The following is a 16734-nucleotide window of genomic DNA, read 5'->3' as shown; positions in this document are numbered from 1 at the left end:
TCCCACCGCGGCAGTGGCCAGACTGACATCACGGGTGCCACCGACTCGCGGGTCTGATCATGGTTCAGGAGCCGACGCATGAAGTTGGAATGTCGCGCCCTTCTCGAGTTCGTCCGTGGTGAACTCCGGTGACGTGAAACTCCCCGCGTAGGGCGCTGAACTGCTGACCGTGAGTGAGTAATTGCGTTGATTCGCGGGGATGGCATCGAAGCGCGCCACATACGTGCAGGTACCGGTGCCATCGGGATTCTGTTCCACGGAGTCGACTTCCAGCACAGACCTTGTCGATGCGGCGCCGCTTCCTCCATCAACGAATATCGTGTCGTTCGGCGCGACCGCGATTGTTCCGACGATGCACTGTCCGGAATCCGGATCGACTCGTTCAGCGTCCCCGATGACGGTCACCACGGCAGCAAAGGTCTTCGGATCATCTGTATTGGACACACAACCGGTCAGCGCAAACGTCCCGATTGACAGCAATACTGCAGCGTGTCGGCCCCTTCGCCCCATGGACTCACAGTAGACCGACACGAGCGGATGGAAGGTTGATGTCCGAGAAAGTCTGAAAATCAGGGCACAGGCGGAAAATTAACGACTGCCCCGTCGAGCGGCAACTGGTCGGTGCGGTCACCCTCGTTCGGTCCCTTGACGAGAGCGCCGGTATCTGCCGATCCGACAAACGTGAAGCTGTCGATCTCGTAGGGCACATTGTCGCCGGACAGCGGCACCGCCGCCCGTGACACATGGAAGTGCAGATGCGCTTCTGAGGTGTTGCCCGAGTTGCCGAGGTTCCCGATCACCTGACCCGTGGTCACCAGATCCCCTACATTCACAGTCGCCGACATCGGTTTCAGGTGGGCATAGAACGCATAGTTTCCGTTGCCGATGTCGATGATGACGTAGTTGCCACCCAATTGATCGAACGGCATGTCCTTCGGAACTTGTTGCGGCATTTGATCCTGCTCGCCCGAGACGACAGCCACGACGGTGCCGTCGGCCACCGCCAGCAGAGGCGCGCCGTAGGCGAAGTAGTCCTCATTTTTCGATCCGTCACCACGAGACCTGCTGAGCGGGACTGCATCCGGGTCGATCCTCAGCCAGTCGACGGCAAATCGCTCGGTGCCGTTGATCCTGCCACCGACCGCCATCATCCCGGCGCGATGCTGCGAGAGCCCGCAGCAACCGTCCCCGACCACCCAACTGTCGCCGGCTAGTGGCGGACCGATAACCACCGGCAAGTCTGTGCTGGTCATCACTGTTCCGCCGAACTGCGTGACGTTATCGGGATATCGTGCAGCACTGGCAGCGTCCTCCGGCGTTGCTTGGCCAAACGTCGCAGTCAGTCGATGGGTCACCACAGACGGAACATCGTCGGGGCTCTCGTATTCGTCGTCGAGCACCATCAGCACAGTGCGCCCCACCGGGATCTCGGTGAACGGCGTCCAGGAAAAGTTCCCTACCAGAATCGAACGCGCAGATACTTGGCCCTGATCGAGGGTCGATACGACGGTCCCGTCCGGTCCCCCGGCCAGCGTTTCGATCTTTGTGATGGTCGCGGGCCGCGGTGAGAAGTTCAGCACTTCGATCTCGTAGGCCACGTGCAGCATTCCGTCAGTCCCGGTGACAGGGATCGGATTCGGCCCGAGCGCCGAGATCACCAACGGCGACGTGACGTCGGTTTCGGTCGGATAGCCGCGCGGGATCCCCCCTCGACTGTCGATGGTCGACGTCGTGAGCACGGTCGGTCCGGTGGTGTCGATCGACGATGAACACCCGGCGATGACGAGCGTCATTACTGCGGCGGCGATTGCCCACCCTGCCCAAGGGCTGTGTGAAGTCGTCATGCGAACTCCAGAGCAGGCCCCTGCCCAGTGCGTCGGCCCAGTTGTTTCGAGCCTAGGCACGAAAGACCCTCTTTGTCCTGATTTTGTGGATCAGGACAAAGAGGGTCAAATCCTCGTGATCAGGCGCCTACGTACGACGCGAGATGCTGGCCGGTCAGGGTTGAGCGATCGGCGACAAGATCGCTCGGCGTGCCCTCGAACACAATCCGTCCACCGTCGTGACCGGCACCGGGACCAAGATCGATAATCCAGTCTGCATGTGCCATGACCGCTTGGTGATGCTCGATGACGATAACCGACTTCCCGGAGTCGACGAGTCGATCCAGTAGTCCGAGCAGCTGCTCGACGTCAGCCAAGTGAAGGCCTGTGGTCGGCTCGTCGAGGACATACACGCCGCCCTTTTCGGCCAGGTGCGTGGCAAGCTTGATGCGCTGACGTTCACCACCCGACAGCGTCGTGAGGGGCTGGCCGATGGTGAGGTAGCCGAGCCCCACATCCACGAGTCGCACCAGAATCTTGTGTGCGGCCAAGGTTTTAGCCTCACCGTCACCGAAGAACTCTTCAGCCTCGGCGGCCGACATCGCTAGAACCTCGCTGATGTCCTTCCCTCCGAATTTGTACTCCAGGACATCGGCCTGGAACCGCTTCCCCTCGCACTCCTCACACACCGTCGCAACGCCGGCCATCATCGCCAGATCGCTGTAGATGACGCCGTTGCCGTTGCATGTGGGGCAGGCGCCCTCGGAGTTGGCGCTGAACAGCGCCGGCTTCACACCGTTGGCCTTCGCAAACGCCTTGCGGATGGGGTCGAGCAGACCGGTGTACGTTGCAGGGTTGCTCCGACGCGAACCGCGGATCGCGCCCTGATCGATCGACACCACTCCCTCCCGCTTCGCGAGCGAGCCATGGATCAACGAACTCTTCCCGGACCCGGCGACGCCCGTCACCACAACCAGCACACCGAGTGGCACATCGACGTCGACGTTCTGCAAGTTGTGGGAGGTTGCGCCACGGATTTCCATTGCGCCCGTTGACTTTCGCACGCTCGCTTTGAGTGCAGCTCGGTCGTCGAAATGACGTCCCGTGACCGTGTCACTGGCCCGCAAGCCGTCGACGGTGCCCTCGAAGCAGACAGTTCCGCCCGCGGCACCTGCGCCGGGGCCGAGATCGACGATGTGATCGCCGATAACGATCGTCTCCGGCTTGTGCTCGACGACAAGCACCGTATTTCCCTTGTCACGCAACTGCAGCAGTAGGTCGTTCATGCGCGCGATGTCGTGGGGATGAAGGCCAGTCGTGGGTTCGTCGAACACGTACGTGATGTCGGTGAGCGAGGACCCTAGATGGCGAATCATCTTGGTGCGCTGAGCTTCACCACCGGACAGTGTCCCGGACGGCCGGTCAAGGCTCAGATAGCCCAGTCCGATCTCCACGAACGAGTCGAGCGTTTCACCGAGCGTCGTCAACAAGGGCGCCACTGACGGTTCTTTCAAACCGCCGACCCACTCCGCGAGATCGCTGATCTGCATCGCACACGCATCAGCGATGTTGATGCCTTTGATCTTCGACGATCGCGCACCCTCACTCAGCCGTGTGCCATCGCACTCGGGGCATGTGGTGAACGTGATTGCCCGCTCAACGAACGCCCGAATGTGCGGCTGCATCGCGTCGACATCCTTGGACAGGAACGACTTCTGGATCTGCGGAATCAGTCCTGTGTACGTCAGGTTGATTCCTTCGACCTTGATCTTCGTCGGTTCTTTGTAGAGCAGGTCGTTCAGTTCCTTCTTGGTGTACTTCTTGATCGGCTTGTCGGGATCGAAGTAGCCGCATCCCCGGTAAATCCGGCCGTACCAACCGTCCATGCTGTAGCCGGGAACAGTGATCGCACTATCGTTGAGCGACTTGGTGTCGTCGTACAGCGCTGTCAGGTCGAAATCGTTGACCGAGCCGCGCCCCTCACAACGCGGACACATTCCACCGGTGATGCTGAAGGTCCGCCGTTCCTTCGTCTGACGGCCACCGCGCTCCACGGTGAGCGCACCCGCACCGGAGGCTGACGCGACATTGAACGAAAATGCCTGGGGCGAACCGATATGCGGCTTACCGAGACGACTGAAGAGAATACGAAGCATCGCGTTCGCGTCGGTGGCAGTACCTACCGTCGAGCGAGGGTCGACGCCCATCCGTTGCTGATCGACGATGATCGCCGTGGTCAAACCGTCGAGCACGTCGACGTCCGGCCGCGCCAGAGTCGGCATGAACCCCTGAACGAAGGCGCTGTACGTCTCATTGATCATCCGCTGCGACTCCGCGGCGATGGTGCTGAACACCAATGAGCTCTTGCCCGAACCCGAGACACCGGTGAAGACCGTCAGCCTGCGCTTGGGAATTTCGACGCTGATGTCCTGGAGGTTGTTCACGCGCGCGCCCTGCACGCGGATCAGGTCGTGGGTGTCCGCAACATGTAGCTCTCGCTCCGCCATTTCAGCCGTGCTCATCATGTCTCCATCTCTCAGGTGAGGGCCACCCACACAGTGTCGCCCTGTGTGGGTGGCCGCGGTTCTCTTCAGTTGACTCAGCGGAGCTCTTGGATGCGGATCAAGTTGCCTGCTGGGTCGCGGACGGCGCAGTCCCGAACACCGTACGGTTGCTCGGTCGGCTCCTGGACGACGTCGATGTCGCCGGCCTGCAGCCGCTCGAAAGTACCGTCGAGATCCTTGGTGGCCAACAGAATACCGGCATAGGTGCCCTTGGCCATCATTTCGACGATGGTGCGACGCTCCTCGTCGGTGATACCCGGATCGACGGCCGGGGGATGCAACACGATCGACGTGTTGGGCTGGTCGGGCGGGCCGACGGTTATCCAGCGCATCCCGTCGTAGCCGACGTCGAGGCGGACCTCGAAACCGAGCAAGTCGCGGTAGAAGGAAAGGGCGGCCTCCGGGTCGTCCTGCGGAAGGAAACTCGATGCAATGGTGATGTCCATGAATGTCACGCTATCTGCGGCTGGGGGCCGGCGCTTCTCGATTCCTGATCGGTCTTGTCACCTGTTTCGACACGCAGGACGGCATGCCCTCGGTCACGCCGGCAGCCTCGTCTCGATAGACGCTCGGTGGAACGCCGACCAACTCGGTGAAACGAGTGCTGAAGGTACCGAGCGATGAACAGCCAACGGCAAAACACACCTCGGTGACACTGAGATCACCGCGACGCAGCAGCGCCATGGCGCGCTCGATGCGTCGTGTCATCAGATAGGAATACGGCGGCTCGCCGTACGCCAGCCTGAACTGGCGACTGAGGTGCCCGGCCGACATGTTCACTCCGCGGGCAAGCGCCTCCACGTCCAGGGGTTGCGCGTACTCCCGGTCGATCCGGTCACGAACACGCCGAAGAAGCGCGAGGTCGCGCAGTTGTTGCGTGGTCGCGGGTCTACTTGTCACAGGTTTGATCGTGCCACGTCCGCGCCCGTTCTCGCCGATTTCCGCGGGGAAGCGAACAATGATTTCGTCAAGCTGACACGGCTTCCAGCACGCTGAAATGTGTGCTCACTGTTTGCAAGCCGTGTTAGCTCCGACGCATCTACTACCGCAACATGGCCACAAACGCCGCGATGTTCGTAACCACGCGGTCAGCCTTCTCCTGCTCGGTGAGATTTTCCTGGTACCGGTTCCCTGCCGACGGCCGACGCTTGTTGCGCGCATACAGCGGACAGGCCAGGTCAGTACACATATAGGTGCCAATGGTGTCGCCGCGTCGGCCGGCCTCACCGATCTTGGCCGCGGTCAGCAGTGATACTCCCCCGCTGCCGTGCGTCGTGAGGCAAATCGTGCACATTTGCGCGCGACCTGATTTGCCGGTTTGGTATCGGAGGGCGATGCCGACCAATTCGTCGCCCTGCGGGATCACCAGATATCCCCGCCCGGGCATGGTCGGATCATTCCACCCGAAGAAATCCAGGTCTTCCCATGGGCGCTTCTCGAGATCCCGTGGCACCGGCAATCGTTTTGCGTCGCCTTTCGAACAATTCACGAACGACGCGCGGATTTCGCGTTCGGTGAGCGGCAGCACGGTGGAACTCCATTTCGACAGGTGGATCAAGCCGAACCGACGCTACGCACGATCGTTACCTCGCGCAACGTATTTTCCGGGCTACGCGATCTAATCCGTCTCGAGGTCGACCACCAAGAAATCCTCCCGGCGTGGCCCCCACTCCCGGTCTGATAGTTGATAGGAACGCAGCCCCTGCGGCGGGTGCGCCAACTCGTAGAACTGTTCGGTCCCGGAAACGAACTGCATCGATGCCCACCCCCAGCGCGAACCGTGCGGTTGCCGCGGATCAGGCTGCATATCCGAAACGATGGACACGAGTCGAAGTCCACGAACAACTCCTGTAGCAACGGCGTCCGCGTCGAAATCCTGCCAGGCCTGCGACGCATTCGAATTCTTCCGCATCGTGCCCGCACGTAGATGCAGCGCACCGGACACCTCGATCTGCGACGGAATCGGTAGATCAGCGTTGAACGTGAACTGCAGATTGCCCACACCGCCGATCGAAGGTTGTTGTACCACATCAATATCCGGGTCTGCAGTCAACCGCCGCACTATCGGATTCGAACTGTGGCGAACGTCCGCGACACACGACCAGGTCGGCTCCAACGCAGCCCACCTCCGCGGACTGTCAGGGTTCCACGACAATCCCCAACGGATGGTTTCTCCCAGCTTCGGCGGCACAAACCACCGAAACCGTAACCAGTCGATCACCACCGGAGTGTTCATGCCTGACCGTACCAAGCAGCGTTCTCAGAAAAGCGTCAATGCCGCTCCGGCACCGACCAATTCGCGTTCAACCCGTGGACCCTCGAGCTCACGATGCTGCGACGGTCCCGCCAATCCATGACGCTCCACCAGCGGTTCGACGCGCTTCTTGAGCCAACTCTTGTACTCCGGCGTGACGTAGGCACCGCGTCCGTAAAGTTCGCGATACCGGCGGATCAGCGCGGGATGCTCTTGGGCCAGCCAGTTCAGGAACCATCCGCGCGTACTGCCGCGAAGGTGCATCGGAAAGACCGTCACGCCGGTGGCACCGGCGTCGGCGAGTGCGGCAAACAGTTCGTCGAGGTGCTGGCTCGAATCTGTGAGGAACGGGATGACCGGCGCGACCATCACGTTGCACGAGAATCCGGCGTCGGTGATTGCCCGGATCATCTCCAGTCGAGCGCGCGGCGATGGTGTGCCAGGTTCGATCTGCTTCTGTAAGACGGGATCGTTGATCGCCAGCGACACTCCGATGCCGACATCGACCTGGGTGGCAGCCATTTTGAGCAACGGCAGATCTCGGCGCAGCAAAGTCCCTTTCGTAAGGATCGAAAAGGGCGTACCGGATTCTGTCATCGCTCGAATGATGCCGGGCATCAATCGGTATCGGCCTTCGGCCCGCTGATACGGATCGGTGTTGGTGCCCAGCGCTACGGGTTCACGCTTCCATGACTTTCGCGCTAATTCCTTGCGCAGAACCGCCGCAACGTTGGTCTTCACGACAACTTGCGAATCAAAGTCCCGGCCGGCGTCGAGGTCGAGGTACTCATGGCTCGGCCGCGCGAAGCAGTACCGGCACGCATGGGAACAACCGCGAAACGCATTGACCGTGTAGTTGAATGGCAACGTCGATGCTTCCGGCATCTTGTTGAGCGCACTCTTACAGAGCACTTCGTGGAACGTGATGCCCTCGAACTCAGGCGTCTGCACCGAGCGGACCAACCCGGCTCGCTCGAGCCCGGGCAACGCTCCGTCGTCTGCATCCAATGCCTGACCCGACCACCTCATAACCCCAAGTCGAACACTTGTTCTATGCTATGTCAAGATGAACCGTGGAAGCGACCCGTGCTTCACCACGGTCGATCAGTTGTTGGCAGAATCAACGCCATGTCCAACAGAATCAACATCTCGTCCGGTTCCGAATGGGAACCGAAGATCGGTTACTCCCGCGCCGTCCGCATCGGCAACCAGGTTGCCGTCTCGGGCACCACCGCCCCCGGCGAAACCCTGAACGATCAGACCCGTGCCGCCCTCGACACCATCAAGGCCGCACTCGAAGAAGCCGGCGCTTCGCTCGGTGACGTCATCCGCACCCGCATGTACCTGCGCGACATGTCGCAGTGGGAGCAGGCCGCACTCGCTCACGGTGAAGTATTCGGCGACATCCGCCCGGCTACGACAATCCTCGAGGTCAGCTCGTTGATCGACCCCGCTCTACTCATCGAGATCGAAGCCGACGCAGTTCTGAGCTGACTGCAGTTCCGAGCTGATTGCCAACCCGGCAATCATGAATCGGTTCAACTACTGTGAGCCGATGAAATCGAGCCGAATCGTGACCACAGCGATCGCACTGAGTTTCACATTCGCTCTACTCTTGCCCGGATCCGTAGCTGCGGATCCGGGCAAGAATCTATCCATAGCCTGCGGAACTCCACTGACTGCCGGCGAGGTCGAAAGAATTGCGTACCTCAGCGACGTATCGATGCTGCACGGAGAAGGCCTCGAACGCTTGGAGTCCGCAGTCGAGCGGCATCACCAAATCACCACAATCCTTGTATCACATCATGATTGGCGCGGACTCTTCTCGATCGGTCTCGATGCCGTCGAGCATGAGGCGGTCATGCCTCTACAGCGCGATCCGGGAGTATTCGCCAACAGATCCTGGGCACATTCGGTCAGTTTCGAACTACTACGCCGTTATCTAGCGAATATCCACGCCGAATTCACCGGCGCCCCTACCGATCCCGCATGGTCCAACTATTTCTCGTTGACGCGCCAATGCGATATCAGTCCCGCACGCGTCGCCATGGCTGGCTACAACGCACACCCCACAGTCGATCTCGCCTACACCGTGGCCACCGCTACCACCCAGCCCGTCGATATCCCAGATTTCTACAAGATCGTCGATTCCATCGCGACAAAAGGCGGTTCGATAGTTTCCGACACCAAAGCCGAATACGGCGCCGACTTGGGCCCACTGTGGCGGTTCTACTTCGTCGGTGAGGGGCTCGATCGGCTGACCGGAAACTCCGAACCGTCCCAGCTTCTGCTCAGGGCCGCCGACAGTGGATACAACACGATCACGTTGACCAACGGTTTTGCACTACAGAACCCGTATACGAAGGCCGGCACCGAACAGGAGATCGACGCACTGTGGCGCACTACCGACGTCGCGCTCGACGCGCTCGCACGCCTTGGCGGCCTGTGACGCCGCGACCGACATGACGATCAATCGGACATGCCTGCGACAATGGAGCCATGACGGGCTACACCGCGCGAATCTCGGTACCGAACCCAGCCATGCGTGCGGTACGAGATCTGTTGCGGGGACCGGCAATTGTATGTTCCGGGGAATCCTCCATCCGCGATGCCGCTGTACTGATGACCGAAGCCGGGCGTCGAGCCGTCGTAATTCCCACAGATGCAAGCACTTACGGAATCTTCACGGAGGGCGATCTGCGCAGCCGAGTTGTTGTCGGAGGAATCGACAGCGCTCGCCCGGTCTCCACGGTGATGACGCCGTCTGCCGTGACGGTGGATCCGGATCGACTCGGAGCCGACGCTGTCACGGACATGCTCGAACACGGATTGCGCCACCTTCCCGTCGTCACGGCGTCCGGCGAACTTCTGGGGGTGCTCGAACTGAGCGACCTTCTGACGTCGGCAACAAATCAGGGCTTCGAACTTCGCGCCGCCCTTGCGACTGCCAAGACCGACGTCGAACTCATTGCCACGGCCCGAGCTGTACCTGAGCTGGTCACCGGCCTGGTCGACGCACGGGTCTCACCCATCGATATCAGTGGCACGCTATCGGTCTTGATCGACGTGACGGTGCGGCGCGCAATCGAACTGGTGGTGGGCGGCGACGAACGCCCGGACTTTGCCTGGCTGTCACTCGGCAGCGCGGCCCGGCGCGAGGCTCTGCCGTCGTCGGACATCGACAGCGCGTTGGTGTGGGGCGGAGAGTCGCACCGCGAAGGTGCGGATGCGGCGCAGCGGATCCACGAGATTCTCGACCGGTGTGGATTCCCTCGCGACGCGCAGAACGCAGTCGCAACTCAGGCACGATTCGCACGTACGCTCCCGCAGTGGCGCCGCGCCTTACGCAAGTGGGTAGCCAATCCCTACCAGGACCAGGCCCTCGTCATGCTGTCGATGCTGGCAGACGCCCGCGTTGTTGCGGGAGATCCTGCCCTCGATCCGAGGCCCGAAGCCTTGGATCAGTTACGCCTCAACCCGGCCGTCATGCGACTACTACTTCGAGAAGCCGTGGGCGAGAAGGCAAAACTACATTCGTTGCGGGACGTGGTGACACGCCGTACCGGTACCGTCAACCTGAAATCCACAGCTGTTCAACCGATCGTGAATATCGCACGCTGGGCCGGCACGTCCGTAGGCGCACGTACGAGCACCACCGTCGAACGCCTGAAGGTTGCTGCCGACACCGGTTTCCTCCCCGCCGACGACACGCGGGTGCTCATCGAGTCTTTCGAGGTTCTCCAGCAGATCCGAGTCCGTCACCAGACGGATCAGTTTGCCGCCGGCATGATGCCCACCGACGAGATCGTGGTCGCGGACCTCACTCCCCTCTCGCGCAGCCTGCTCGGCAATGCGGTGAGAGAAGTAGCCGGGGTGCAACGCCGACTCGAGTACGAGGCATCAGCATCCGCGCTACCGGATATCGAACCCTAGATACATCCGAACTGCACAAACGCCGAATGTGTCCGGAGCGCAATCGCTCCGGACACATTCAGAAGTGTTCAACCACAAGGGTGGTTAGACGGACAGGCTCTGTCCGGGGAAGATCAGGTTGATGTTTGCGACCTGACCTGCAAGAGCGTCGAGCGAGATGCCGTGAGCTGAAGCGATCGAAGACAAGGTGTCGCCGACCTGGATCACGTAGTTGCCGCCGGTAGTGGCAACAGGAGCGGATTCGACGCTGGCCTCAGCCGTGACGGGTGCAGAAGCCTCCTGGTAGGTGGCTGCAGTGGTTCCGCCGGTCAGGTACTGGCCGCACACGGGCCATGCGCCGACGCCCTGGCCTTCGAGAACGTTCTCGGCGACGCGGACCTGCTCGGACTGGCTTGCGTTGGCAGCGTTGCCCGATCCGCCGTATGCCTCCCACGTGCTCTGCGTGAACTGCAGGCCGCCGTAGAAGCCGTTTCCGGTGTTGGCTGCCCAGTTTCCGGAAGACTCGCAGTTCGCGACTCCGGACCAGTCGTGGCCGGCTGCGGAGGCGGTGCCGGTGCTCATCGCGAGCGGGATGGCTACTACTGCGCCGGCTGTTGCAACTGCGCCGAGGGCGCGCTTGAAAGTAATGCTGGTCATCAGGTAAATCCTCTCCGCTACCGCGGACGACATCGGACCTGGCACATGTGTGCCGTATCGAACGACTCGCCTGTTTCACTCCTGCCCCGCGAAGGTTTGGGGAGTACCGGACCCGCGGGGCAGAAGCACGCAGTTGCGGGCCGGTGTTTGTCCGGCTGTTTCGGACTGCCAACGACGCTAGGCGATGGTCACGGAAAGGTCACGGGGCAATTTTTTGGCACGCCCGTATCATTAGCCCGCCCGAAATCGGCAGAAAATTGCAGGTCGGAGGTTTGATTCGAGCTTCAACCATACCGATCGTTATCCATCCGTTACGTGACGACCATCACAGACTTTTTGTGACTCGCCGCACGGAAATCACGGCCTTGTTATCAAATTTGTGCATCGAGAACCGTCGCCAGGTCCTTCATCCACACCAAGAACTCTTCCGGATCACTGAACGCAACCCCGTCGACTGCGGCAACTTCCGGCGCGATGTCGACGCCGCCGACTACCAATGCGTCGCCGCCGAGCGCCAACACGGCCGCAAATGCCGGCAAGTCACCCCGGTCGTCACCCGCGTATGCCACCGCATCGACGCCAGCGGCCCGGATCGCCCGCTGCAATCCCGTCCCCTTGTCCTCGTCTACAGGAGCGCGCAACTCCTCGACGAGCTTGCCCGGCTCGCGGCGCAGCCCGGTCTTCGCTGCGACCTCACGCACCACATGCTCCACGAACGCCGCAGCGGCAACTCTCTCGCGTGCCTGCCGCCAATGCACAGCGACGGCAAGCCCCTTTCCCTCGACGTGAATCCCTGGGACGTCTGCGGCATCAATCATTCGCCGTAGTTCGGCCTCGGCCTCGGCAACCGCCGGCTGCCACTGCGCTACGGCCGGTAATACTCGAATTTCCCCGTCAACCCACGTCTCGACTCCGTACGAGCCCATGAGGACAACATTCTCGCCGGGCACCCGCTCACGAAGGAAAGAGACGGGACGACCGGAAAGCAAGCCCACCATTGCGAGATGACGTGACAGCGCGTCGAGTACCTCGGCGGTGCCCGGCAAGAGAGCGCTCGCGGCCGGATCGTCGACTATCGGAGCGAGAACCCCGTCGAAGTCCATCACCAATCCGGAACGGGTGGGATCGGACGCAAGTCGGGCAATAACGTCCGAGGCAGTTTTCATGGGTTCAGTCTCTCAAAGGCGTCGGGGCACACGAACATGCACTCGATCTATTCATTCCGTTAGAGTCCTGCGAAGACGCTTACCAACTACGGGGGTAATGATGAGCGAGCTTTCTGTCGTCACCGACGACATCCGCACGTACGGCACTACAGCAGCAGAATCTGCCGGTCAGGTTGCCCACGCCGCGGTAATGGATCTGAACGCCAACCTCGCAGCCGTAGCACCGGCAGTCGGGCCCGTCGGACTCGAGTTCCTCGAAGCCTTCGCACGTGCACAGGCGACGCACACCAAAGACGTTGCGGCACTTGCCGCGTACTATGCCGGCACTGCTGCGACGGCCGGTGCGGCCGCGAGCACATACGACGGCACCGACCAATCGGGCGCCGCCGACCTCCGACGTACCGCTGCCACCAACGGGGACCTTGCATGAGCACTCCGGACGACCCTACGACGGTTCTCGAGTTTCTCCAGGGCAGTGCGCTTGCACCCGTTCTCGGCCTGGAACTGCCCGAGCCCGTCGAGAACTCGGCGATTCCTGATTTCCTCATGGCGCCGCCCACGCCGGAACTCCCGCAGGGCGCCGCCGATCTGATCATGCAAGGAATTTCACTGCCGTCCCTGCCCGGTGTGGACCAACTGTTCACACCGCTGATCCAGCTTGGGCAGAGCCTCGGTTCGGGGGTCTTCAGTGGTGTTGATCCGGTCAACGTCCTCAGTTCGGCCAGTGCACTCATCGACAAGGCAGCCGGACTGTCCACACAGGGGCTTTCCTCAGTGAGCCAAACATGGAGCGGCGCAGGTAACCAGGCCGCTACACAGATCAACGAGGTAGCTCAACGCAGCGGATCAGAGCTCAGCGATCGTGGGAATGCAATCTCCCAAACCACTGCTGCAGCGGCGGAATCCGTGCAGCGTGGCAACGCTCAATTGGCGACCATCGCACAATCATTTGCCTCGGCAGTGGTAGCGGCAGCGCCGATAGCGTTGACCCCGCCCGGGCAGGCCATGCTGCTCGCGGCAGCGGCAGAACACATGCAGGCGGCCATCGCAGCAGTAAATGCGACCCGCTCGGAAATGCTCGCACACACTGCCACGATGAACTCCCTTGCCGGTTCGATCCCGGTTCCGGCACCACCAGTCAGCGATGCACTCGCTGCAGCTGGACCGCTCGCCCAACAAGCATCAGAGCTGATGGACGGCGCTACCGGTGGAGCCACACAATTACAGTCCGCCACCGGTGGTTCAGCAGCCGGCGCCACACCATCCGGACCGGCGCAGACCAGCGCAGCGCACGCCGCAGCGGCATTGAACTCGGGCGTCGACAAACTCTGGGGCACTGGAAATCCGTTCGCCGCTTCGGGCGCAGGCGTCTCACACCAACTCGGAAGTGCGGGTGGTGCAATCGGGCCCGCAGCCACCACGCGCGCGGGCAGCGGAACGTTCGGAGCCTCCTCAGGTGGCGGTGGCATCGTCGGACCTTCAGGAATTGCAGCGCTACAACCCCTTTCGTCGACCAGCCAATCCCCTACCCCCTTTGCGCCGTCGGGAACTGCTGGTGGTGCAGTGACCGGCACGAGCCCAGGAGGCGCCATGATGGGTGGTGGAGCAGGCGCGATGGGTGGTGCCCGGGGGCAACAGGACAGTTCGAGGACCACACCGGGTTACCTGATCGAGGTATCGGACAACAACGCTGTCATCGGGGATCTCCCCATGGTCACTCCCGCGGTGATCGGATCAGAAGATCCCGACCAGGCATTGTTCACCGGGCTCTGAGACAACCCACACACTCGACGGGTACGTGCACACTACGTTCGAGAGACGTTGAGCCAGCGGGTGACTGGAGTCGATTTTGTCCGATATGAGTAACACCGGCGAATGTGGGGGCGATTGAATCCGTGAATGGTCGTCCAAACGAGAGCAGGAGTGTGCATATGGGTTCCATCGACATTCTCAATTGGCTTCACGAGGGAGCAAGTGCCGGAGACCCCATCAGGGGACCGCTCTACGTTGTGGCGTTCATCGCGATCGGACTGGTCAGCGTACTTAGCGGCGGAGCCGTGATCTAGGCGCACCTGGCAAGTTGATCGTCGGTGTGAGAAATTTTGGGTCACGAGCGTCGGGGGTCGAGGTCCACACGGTCAGCCTTGTATCAGTCAGTCTTCGACGTACTCGACTGATAGACCTCCCCCTGACGCATTCCTTCGCAGCGAAGTCGGCGATCGCCAACGCCGCAATCGGATCTGGGATCAGCCGAACAGGCTGTTGAGCACAAGGCCTACCAGCAGGACAGTCGCGAGATACGTAAAGCGAAGTGTCGGCTTCGAATCCGCAACTGCCGACGCCGAGCCGAGTTCGCGGTGCGTCGACCGACACGTACGAAGCCAACGCGAAAGCGAAGATACTGCGCCATCAGCAATATCCGTCAGTATCAGTATCAACGAGACCGATCACATCCTCGAGAGCGCGTCCGATCCGTGGATCAGTAGGTTCATATCTACCTGGGCCTGGCTTGTAATTACCATAGTCAGACCCTAGGGTTCTGACTATAGAAAGCACAAGTCAGATGTCAGCCGAACTACGGGAGCCCTCGATATGACTGTCACCACCACGACATCGCACAGCGCCACTTTCGAGGCGAGCTGGAAGAGTTTCGACGGAATCCATGGTGGCCTCCTCGTCGCGAGCATGATCCGAGCAGCAGTCGACGCCACCGGCGCCTCGCCTGCCGCGGTCAGCGCGCACCTCGATCGGCCGGTCCCACCCGGCGTAGCCGCCCTGACAGTCGATGACGTGCATGGCGGCCGTACCGTCAGTTGCCGGGTCGCACTTGCCGATTCCGCTACCGCGCTCGTTCGTCTCGCGCGCGATGTCGGCCACACAGTCCGGACGACCTCATCAGTGGAACCGGCCTCTGACGACCCGTCGACTCTGCCACGCCTCGAGATACCGATCGACTTCGTACCGTTCTCACAGCATCTCGACATTCGCCCGATCAACGCCGCCCGACCGTTTGCAGGTGGCGACTCCCCCGAGTTCGATGTCTGGATTCGCTTGCTCGACAATCTCGATTTCACGACGACAGAGCGCTCTGCAGTCCTACTCGACGCATTGCCGCCCGGGCTTTTTGCGACCCTGACGATGCCTGTTGCAATTCCCACCGTCGAGTTCAGCGCACATTTTGCTCCCACCACACCGTCGGATTCACCGTGGCACCGCCTGCGCCATCGCACCGTGTGGGCAACAGACACGCTGTGCGTCGACGAGACCGAATTATTCACCGCAACAGGCGAACTCGCGGCCCAGGCGAGACAGCTGCGTCGGATACTGAACTGAGAGCCGGACCTGACCGACTTCGGCGCAACACTGCTCTGATTGACCTGGTTTTGCTACGAGCCGTCCTCGAACTGGTACCACGGGCCGCCGACATTGATGAGCGAGAGCAAAAATCGCGTGCCACCGGGTAGCTTCACCAGCCATGCCAGCTTGGCCGCGACGATAACCAACAAATCCGGTGCGGCGACAACAACGATTCGTGTCGTACCCCAGGTATGGAAAGGCCACCATGCGAAGTACGGGCCGAGCAGAACAAACATTGCAACCACGGCGCCCACTGGAACGACGTATCGGTGAGGGTCTCGTCACGAAAGGTGTAGTGCTGGGTAAACAACGGAAATCACCTAACCTACGCGACACTCGGAAGCGATGGAAACCAATTCGGGAGCATGGCAGATCAGTAACCCAGCGACCCAACTACTCCAATCCGAGAGCTCGGACTCGCCTTGCCACGCCTGCAGTCCGGGTGAAGGATGGGCGCGACACCTAATTTCCCGCCTGCTGGAGGGCACCGTAATGAATCTCGTTCGCCGACTGGCCATCTGCTCGTCCGTAGTGATCGGTTCGGCTCTGGCGCCGGTAGCCGCGGCCTCCGGTGCAGTCACCGTTCCGTTCCAGATCGATCCGGCTCCGTACGGGAACCCGAATGGCAGCTTCGACGCACCCGCGGTCCGCTGTGTGGCCGTGGTCGGCGAACAAGCGGGCACGCTGAGGATCACCGGAGGTAAAGAAGGCCGGTGGGGGTGCCTGCTCTCGTCGGAAGTGCGCTGGTTGAACTTGTCGACCGGGACGTCCGGAACCGCCCGACTGTCTGACGGACTGCACGGATACCCGGCCGAGGCGACCCTGCAGACCGGCACCGGGCAAATCGCAGTCGCGGTTCTATCTACGGCCGGAACGATTACCCCTGGTGTCGCAACCTTTTTCGTTCCGTAGGTGATCGCCACACTCTGAGCCGCCGGACCCCCGATATCCAACGGGCGCAAATTTACAGCCATGCACCTCAACGATTCCGCAGACGGGTC

Annotated in this window: 19 protein-coding genes and 1 pseudogene; 8 read left to right on the top strand and 12 right to left on the bottom strand. The window is 61.4% G+C overall.

Annotated elements, in window-relative coordinates; translation table 11 throughout:
* Nucleotides 1-57 precede the first annotated feature (57 nt).
* The 8 genes from C7T36_RS21375 to C7T36_RS21340 all read right to left on the bottom strand — a co-directional run bounded on the left by C7T36_RS21375 (nucleotide 58) and on the right by C7T36_RS21340 (nucleotide 7670).
* Nucleotides 58-510, bottom strand: a complete 453-nt coding sequence (locus C7T36_RS21375) for a hypothetical protein (RefSeq protein WP_045068008.1) — start codon at nucleotides 508-510, stop codon at nucleotides 58-60.
* A 59-nt stretch (nucleotides 511-569) separates the two neighbouring features.
* Complete coding sequence (locus tag C7T36_RS21370; RefSeq protein WP_045067560.1) at nucleotides 570-1844, bottom strand: M23 family metallopeptidase; 1275 nt, start codon at nucleotides 1842-1844, stop codon at nucleotides 570-572.
* A gap of 119 nt (nucleotides 1845-1963) precedes the next feature.
* On the bottom strand, nucleotides 1964-4345 hold the full coding sequence (locus tag C7T36_RS21365) for an excinuclease ABC subunit UvrA (RefSeq protein WP_033236257.1): 2382 nt from the start codon (nucleotides 4343-4345) through the stop codon (nucleotides 1964-1966).
* A gap of 77 nt (nucleotides 4346-4422) precedes the next feature.
* Complete coding sequence (locus C7T36_RS21360) at nucleotides 4423-4833, bottom strand: VOC family protein (protein WP_033236256.1); 411 nt, start codon at nucleotides 4831-4833, stop codon at nucleotides 4423-4425.
* A 10-nt stretch (nucleotides 4834-4843) separates the two neighbouring features.
* Nucleotides 4844-5287, bottom strand: coding sequence for a helix-turn-helix transcriptional regulator (locus tag C7T36_RS21355; RefSeq protein ID WP_045067558.1), 444 nt, complete (start codon nucleotides 5285-5287; stop codon nucleotides 4844-4846).
* A gap of 142 nt (nucleotides 5288-5429) precedes the next feature.
* A complete protein-coding gene (locus C7T36_RS21350; protein ID WP_045067557.1) occupies nucleotides 5430-5915 on the bottom strand; it encodes an FBP domain-containing protein in 486 nt (161 codons plus the stop codon).
* Between the two features lie 90 nt (nucleotides 5916-6005).
* Nucleotides 6006-6623: a hypothetical protein gene (locus C7T36_RS21345; RefSeq protein WP_045067556.1), complete on the bottom strand. Its 618-nt coding sequence runs from the start codon at nucleotides 6621-6623 to the stop codon at nucleotides 6006-6008.
* A gap of 24 nt (nucleotides 6624-6647) precedes the next feature.
* Nucleotides 6648-7670 (bottom strand): Rv2578c family radical SAM protein, encoded by a 1023-nt coding sequence (locus tag C7T36_RS21340; RefSeq protein ID WP_045067555.1) that lies wholly within the window; start codon nucleotides 7668-7670, stop codon nucleotides 6648-6650.
* Between the two features lie 99 nt (nucleotides 7671-7769).
* Between C7T36_RS21340 and C7T36_RS21335 the strand changes: the two genes are divergently transcribed.
* The 3 genes from C7T36_RS21335 (at nucleotide 7770) to C7T36_RS21325 (ending at nucleotide 10574) form a co-directional block, all read left to right on the top strand.
* Nucleotides 7770-8135, top strand: a complete 366-nt coding sequence (locus C7T36_RS21335; RefSeq protein WP_033236255.1) for a RidA family protein — start codon at nucleotides 7770-7772, stop codon at nucleotides 8133-8135.
* Nucleotides 8136-8196: 61 nt separating this feature from the next.
* Nucleotides 8197-9090, top strand: coding sequence for a DUF5995 family protein (locus tag C7T36_RS21330; protein WP_045068006.1), 894 nt, complete (start codon nucleotides 8197-8199; stop codon nucleotides 9088-9090).
* Nucleotides 9091-9140: 50 nt separating this feature from the next.
* On the top strand, nucleotides 9141-10574 hold the full coding sequence (locus C7T36_RS21325; RefSeq protein ID WP_230590338.1) for a putative nucleotidyltransferase substrate binding domain-containing protein: 1434 nt from the start codon (nucleotides 9141-9143) through the stop codon (nucleotides 10572-10574).
* Between the two features lie 84 nt (nucleotides 10575-10658).
* On the opposite strand, the gene C7T36_RS21320 is transcribed toward C7T36_RS21325, so the two are convergent.
* Nucleotides 10659-11210 carry a transglycosylase family protein gene (locus tag C7T36_RS21320; RefSeq protein ID WP_033236152.1) on the bottom strand — a complete coding sequence of 184 codons (552 nt, stop codon included), beginning with the start codon at nucleotides 11208-11210 and terminating at the stop codon, nucleotides 10659-10661.
* Nucleotides 11211-11581: 371 nt separating this feature from the next.
* Nucleotides 11582-12376: a trehalose-phosphatase gene (gene otsB / locus C7T36_RS21315; RefSeq protein ID WP_045067554.1), complete on the bottom strand. Its 795-nt coding sequence runs from the start codon at nucleotides 12374-12376 to the stop codon at nucleotides 11582-11584.
* Between the two features lie 100 nt (nucleotides 12377-12476).
* Here otsB and C7T36_RS21310 point away from each other — a divergent pair, with 100 nt between their 5' ends.
* The 3 genes from C7T36_RS21310 (at nucleotide 12477) to C7T36_RS30615 (ending at nucleotide 14442) form a co-directional block, all read left to right on the top strand.
* Nucleotides 12477-12806, top strand: coding sequence for a type VII secretion target (locus C7T36_RS21310; RefSeq protein ID WP_045068003.1), 330 nt, complete (start codon nucleotides 12477-12479; stop codon nucleotides 12804-12806).
* The gene (locus tag C7T36_RS21305; RefSeq protein ID WP_045067552.1) at nucleotides 12803-14149 is read left to right on the top strand and encodes a hypothetical protein; all 1347 of its coding nucleotides are present in this window, start codon (nucleotides 12803-12805) and stop codon (nucleotides 14147-14149) included. The genes C7T36_RS21310 and C7T36_RS21305 overlap by 4 nt, the downstream gene beginning before the upstream one ends.
* Before the next feature lie 158 nt (nucleotides 14150-14307).
* Complete coding sequence (locus C7T36_RS30615) at nucleotides 14308-14442, top strand: hypothetical protein (RefSeq protein ID WP_255285223.1); 135 nt, start codon at nucleotides 14308-14310, stop codon at nucleotides 14440-14442.
* Here the strand turns inward: C7T36_RS30615 and C7T36_RS30810 are convergent.
* Nucleotides 14420-14745: pseudogene (locus tag C7T36_RS30810) on the bottom strand (hypothetical protein); the annotation flags it as partial. The gene C7T36_RS30615 and the pseudogene C7T36_RS30810 sit on opposite strands and share 23 nt — an antisense overlap.
* Before the next feature lie 223 nt (nucleotides 14746-14968).
* Here C7T36_RS30810 and C7T36_RS21295 point away from each other — a divergent pair.
* Nucleotides 14969-15709 carry a thioesterase family protein gene (locus tag C7T36_RS21295; RefSeq protein WP_045067551.1) on the top strand — a complete coding sequence of 247 codons (741 nt, stop codon included), beginning with the start codon at nucleotides 14969-14971 and terminating at the stop codon, nucleotides 15707-15709.
* Nucleotides 15710-15762: 53 nt separating this feature from the next.
* Here the strand turns inward: C7T36_RS21295 and C7T36_RS21290 are convergent, their stop codons facing one another.
* A complete protein-coding gene (locus tag C7T36_RS21290; RefSeq protein WP_146153464.1) occupies nucleotides 15763-15978 on the bottom strand; it encodes a hypothetical protein in 216 nt (71 codons plus the stop codon).
* Nucleotides 15979-16225: 247 nt separating this feature from the next.
* Here C7T36_RS21290 and C7T36_RS21285 point away from each other — a divergent pair, with 247 nt between their 5' ends.
* On the top strand, nucleotides 16226-16645 hold the full coding sequence (locus C7T36_RS21285) for a hypothetical protein (RefSeq protein ID WP_045067549.1): 420 nt from the start codon (nucleotides 16226-16228) through the stop codon (nucleotides 16643-16645).
* The last annotated feature ends 89 nt before the right edge of the window (nucleotides 16646-16734 follow it).

This window comes from Rhodococcus sp. AD45-ID (assembly GCF_003023755.1).
Taxonomy (GTDB): Bacteria; Actinomycetota; Actinomycetes; order Mycobacteriales; family Mycobacteriaceae; genus Rhodococcus_F; species Rhodococcus_F globerula.
Note: the sequence above shows the minus strand (reverse complement) of the source record. Positions and strands in the feature narration are given on the sequence as shown.

What these genes read in the sequence shown, in the direction of transcription:
- C7T36_RS21285 (WP_045067549.1), top strand. Translation starts at nt 16,226, where the DNA reads ATGAATCTCGTTCGCCGACTGGCCATCTGCTCGTCCGTAGTGATCGGT.
- C7T36_RS21305 (WP_045067552.1), top strand. Translation starts at nt 12,803, where the DNA reads ATGAGCACTCCGGACGACCCTACGACGGTTCTCGAGTTTCTCCAGGGC.
- C7T36_RS21340 (WP_045067555.1), bottom strand. Translation starts at nt 7,670, where the DNA reads ATGAGGTGGTCGGGTCAGGCATTGGATGCAGACGACGGAGCGTTGCCC.
- C7T36_RS21320 (WP_033236152.1), bottom strand. Translation starts at nt 11,210, where the DNA reads ATGACCAGCATTACTTTCAAGCGCGCCCTCGGCGCAGTTGCAACAGCC.
- C7T36_RS30615 (WP_255285223.1), top strand. Translation starts at nt 14,308, where the DNA reads ATGGGTTCCATCGACATTCTCAATTGGCTTCACGAGGGAGCAAGTGCC.
- C7T36_RS21325 (WP_230590338.1), top strand. Translation starts at nt 9,141, where the DNA reads ATGACGGGCTACACCGCGCGAATCTCGGTACCGAACCCAGCCATGCGT.
- C7T36_RS21375 (WP_045068008.1), bottom strand. Translation starts at nt 510, where the DNA reads ATGGGGCGAAGGGGCCGACACGCTGCAGTATTGCTGTCAATCGGGACG.
- C7T36_RS21330 (WP_045068006.1), top strand. Translation starts at nt 8,197, where the DNA reads ATGAAATCGAGCCGAATCGTGACCACAGCGATCGCACTGAGTTTCACA.
- C7T36_RS21295 (WP_045067551.1), top strand. Translation starts at nt 14,969, where the DNA reads ATGACTGTCACCACCACGACATCGCACAGCGCCACTTTCGAGGCGAGC.
- C7T36_RS21345 (WP_045067556.1), bottom strand. Translation starts at nt 6,623, where the DNA reads ATGAACACTCCGGTGGTGATCGACTGGTTACGGTTTCGGTGGTTTGTG.
- C7T36_RS21370 (WP_045067560.1), bottom strand. Translation starts at nt 1,844, where the DNA reads ATGACGACTTCACACAGCCCTTGGGCAGGGTGGGCAATCGCCGCCGCA.
- C7T36_RS21335 (WP_033236255.1), top strand. Translation starts at nt 7,770, where the DNA reads ATGTCCAACAGAATCAACATCTCGTCCGGTTCCGAATGGGAACCGAAG.
- C7T36_RS21310 (WP_045068003.1), top strand. Translation starts at nt 12,477, where the DNA reads ATGAGCGAGCTTTCTGTCGTCACCGACGACATCCGCACGTACGGCACT.
- otsB (WP_045067554.1), bottom strand. Translation starts at nt 12,376, where the DNA reads ATGAAAACTGCCTCGGACGTTATTGCCCGACTTGCGTCCGATCCCACC.
- C7T36_RS21360 (WP_033236256.1), bottom strand. Translation starts at nt 4,833, where the DNA reads ATGGACATCACCATTGCATCGAGTTTCCTTCCGCAGGACGACCCGGAG.
- C7T36_RS21365 (WP_033236257.1), bottom strand. Translation starts at nt 4,345, where the DNA reads ATGAGCACGGCTGAAATGGCGGAGCGAGAGCTACATGTTGCGGACACC.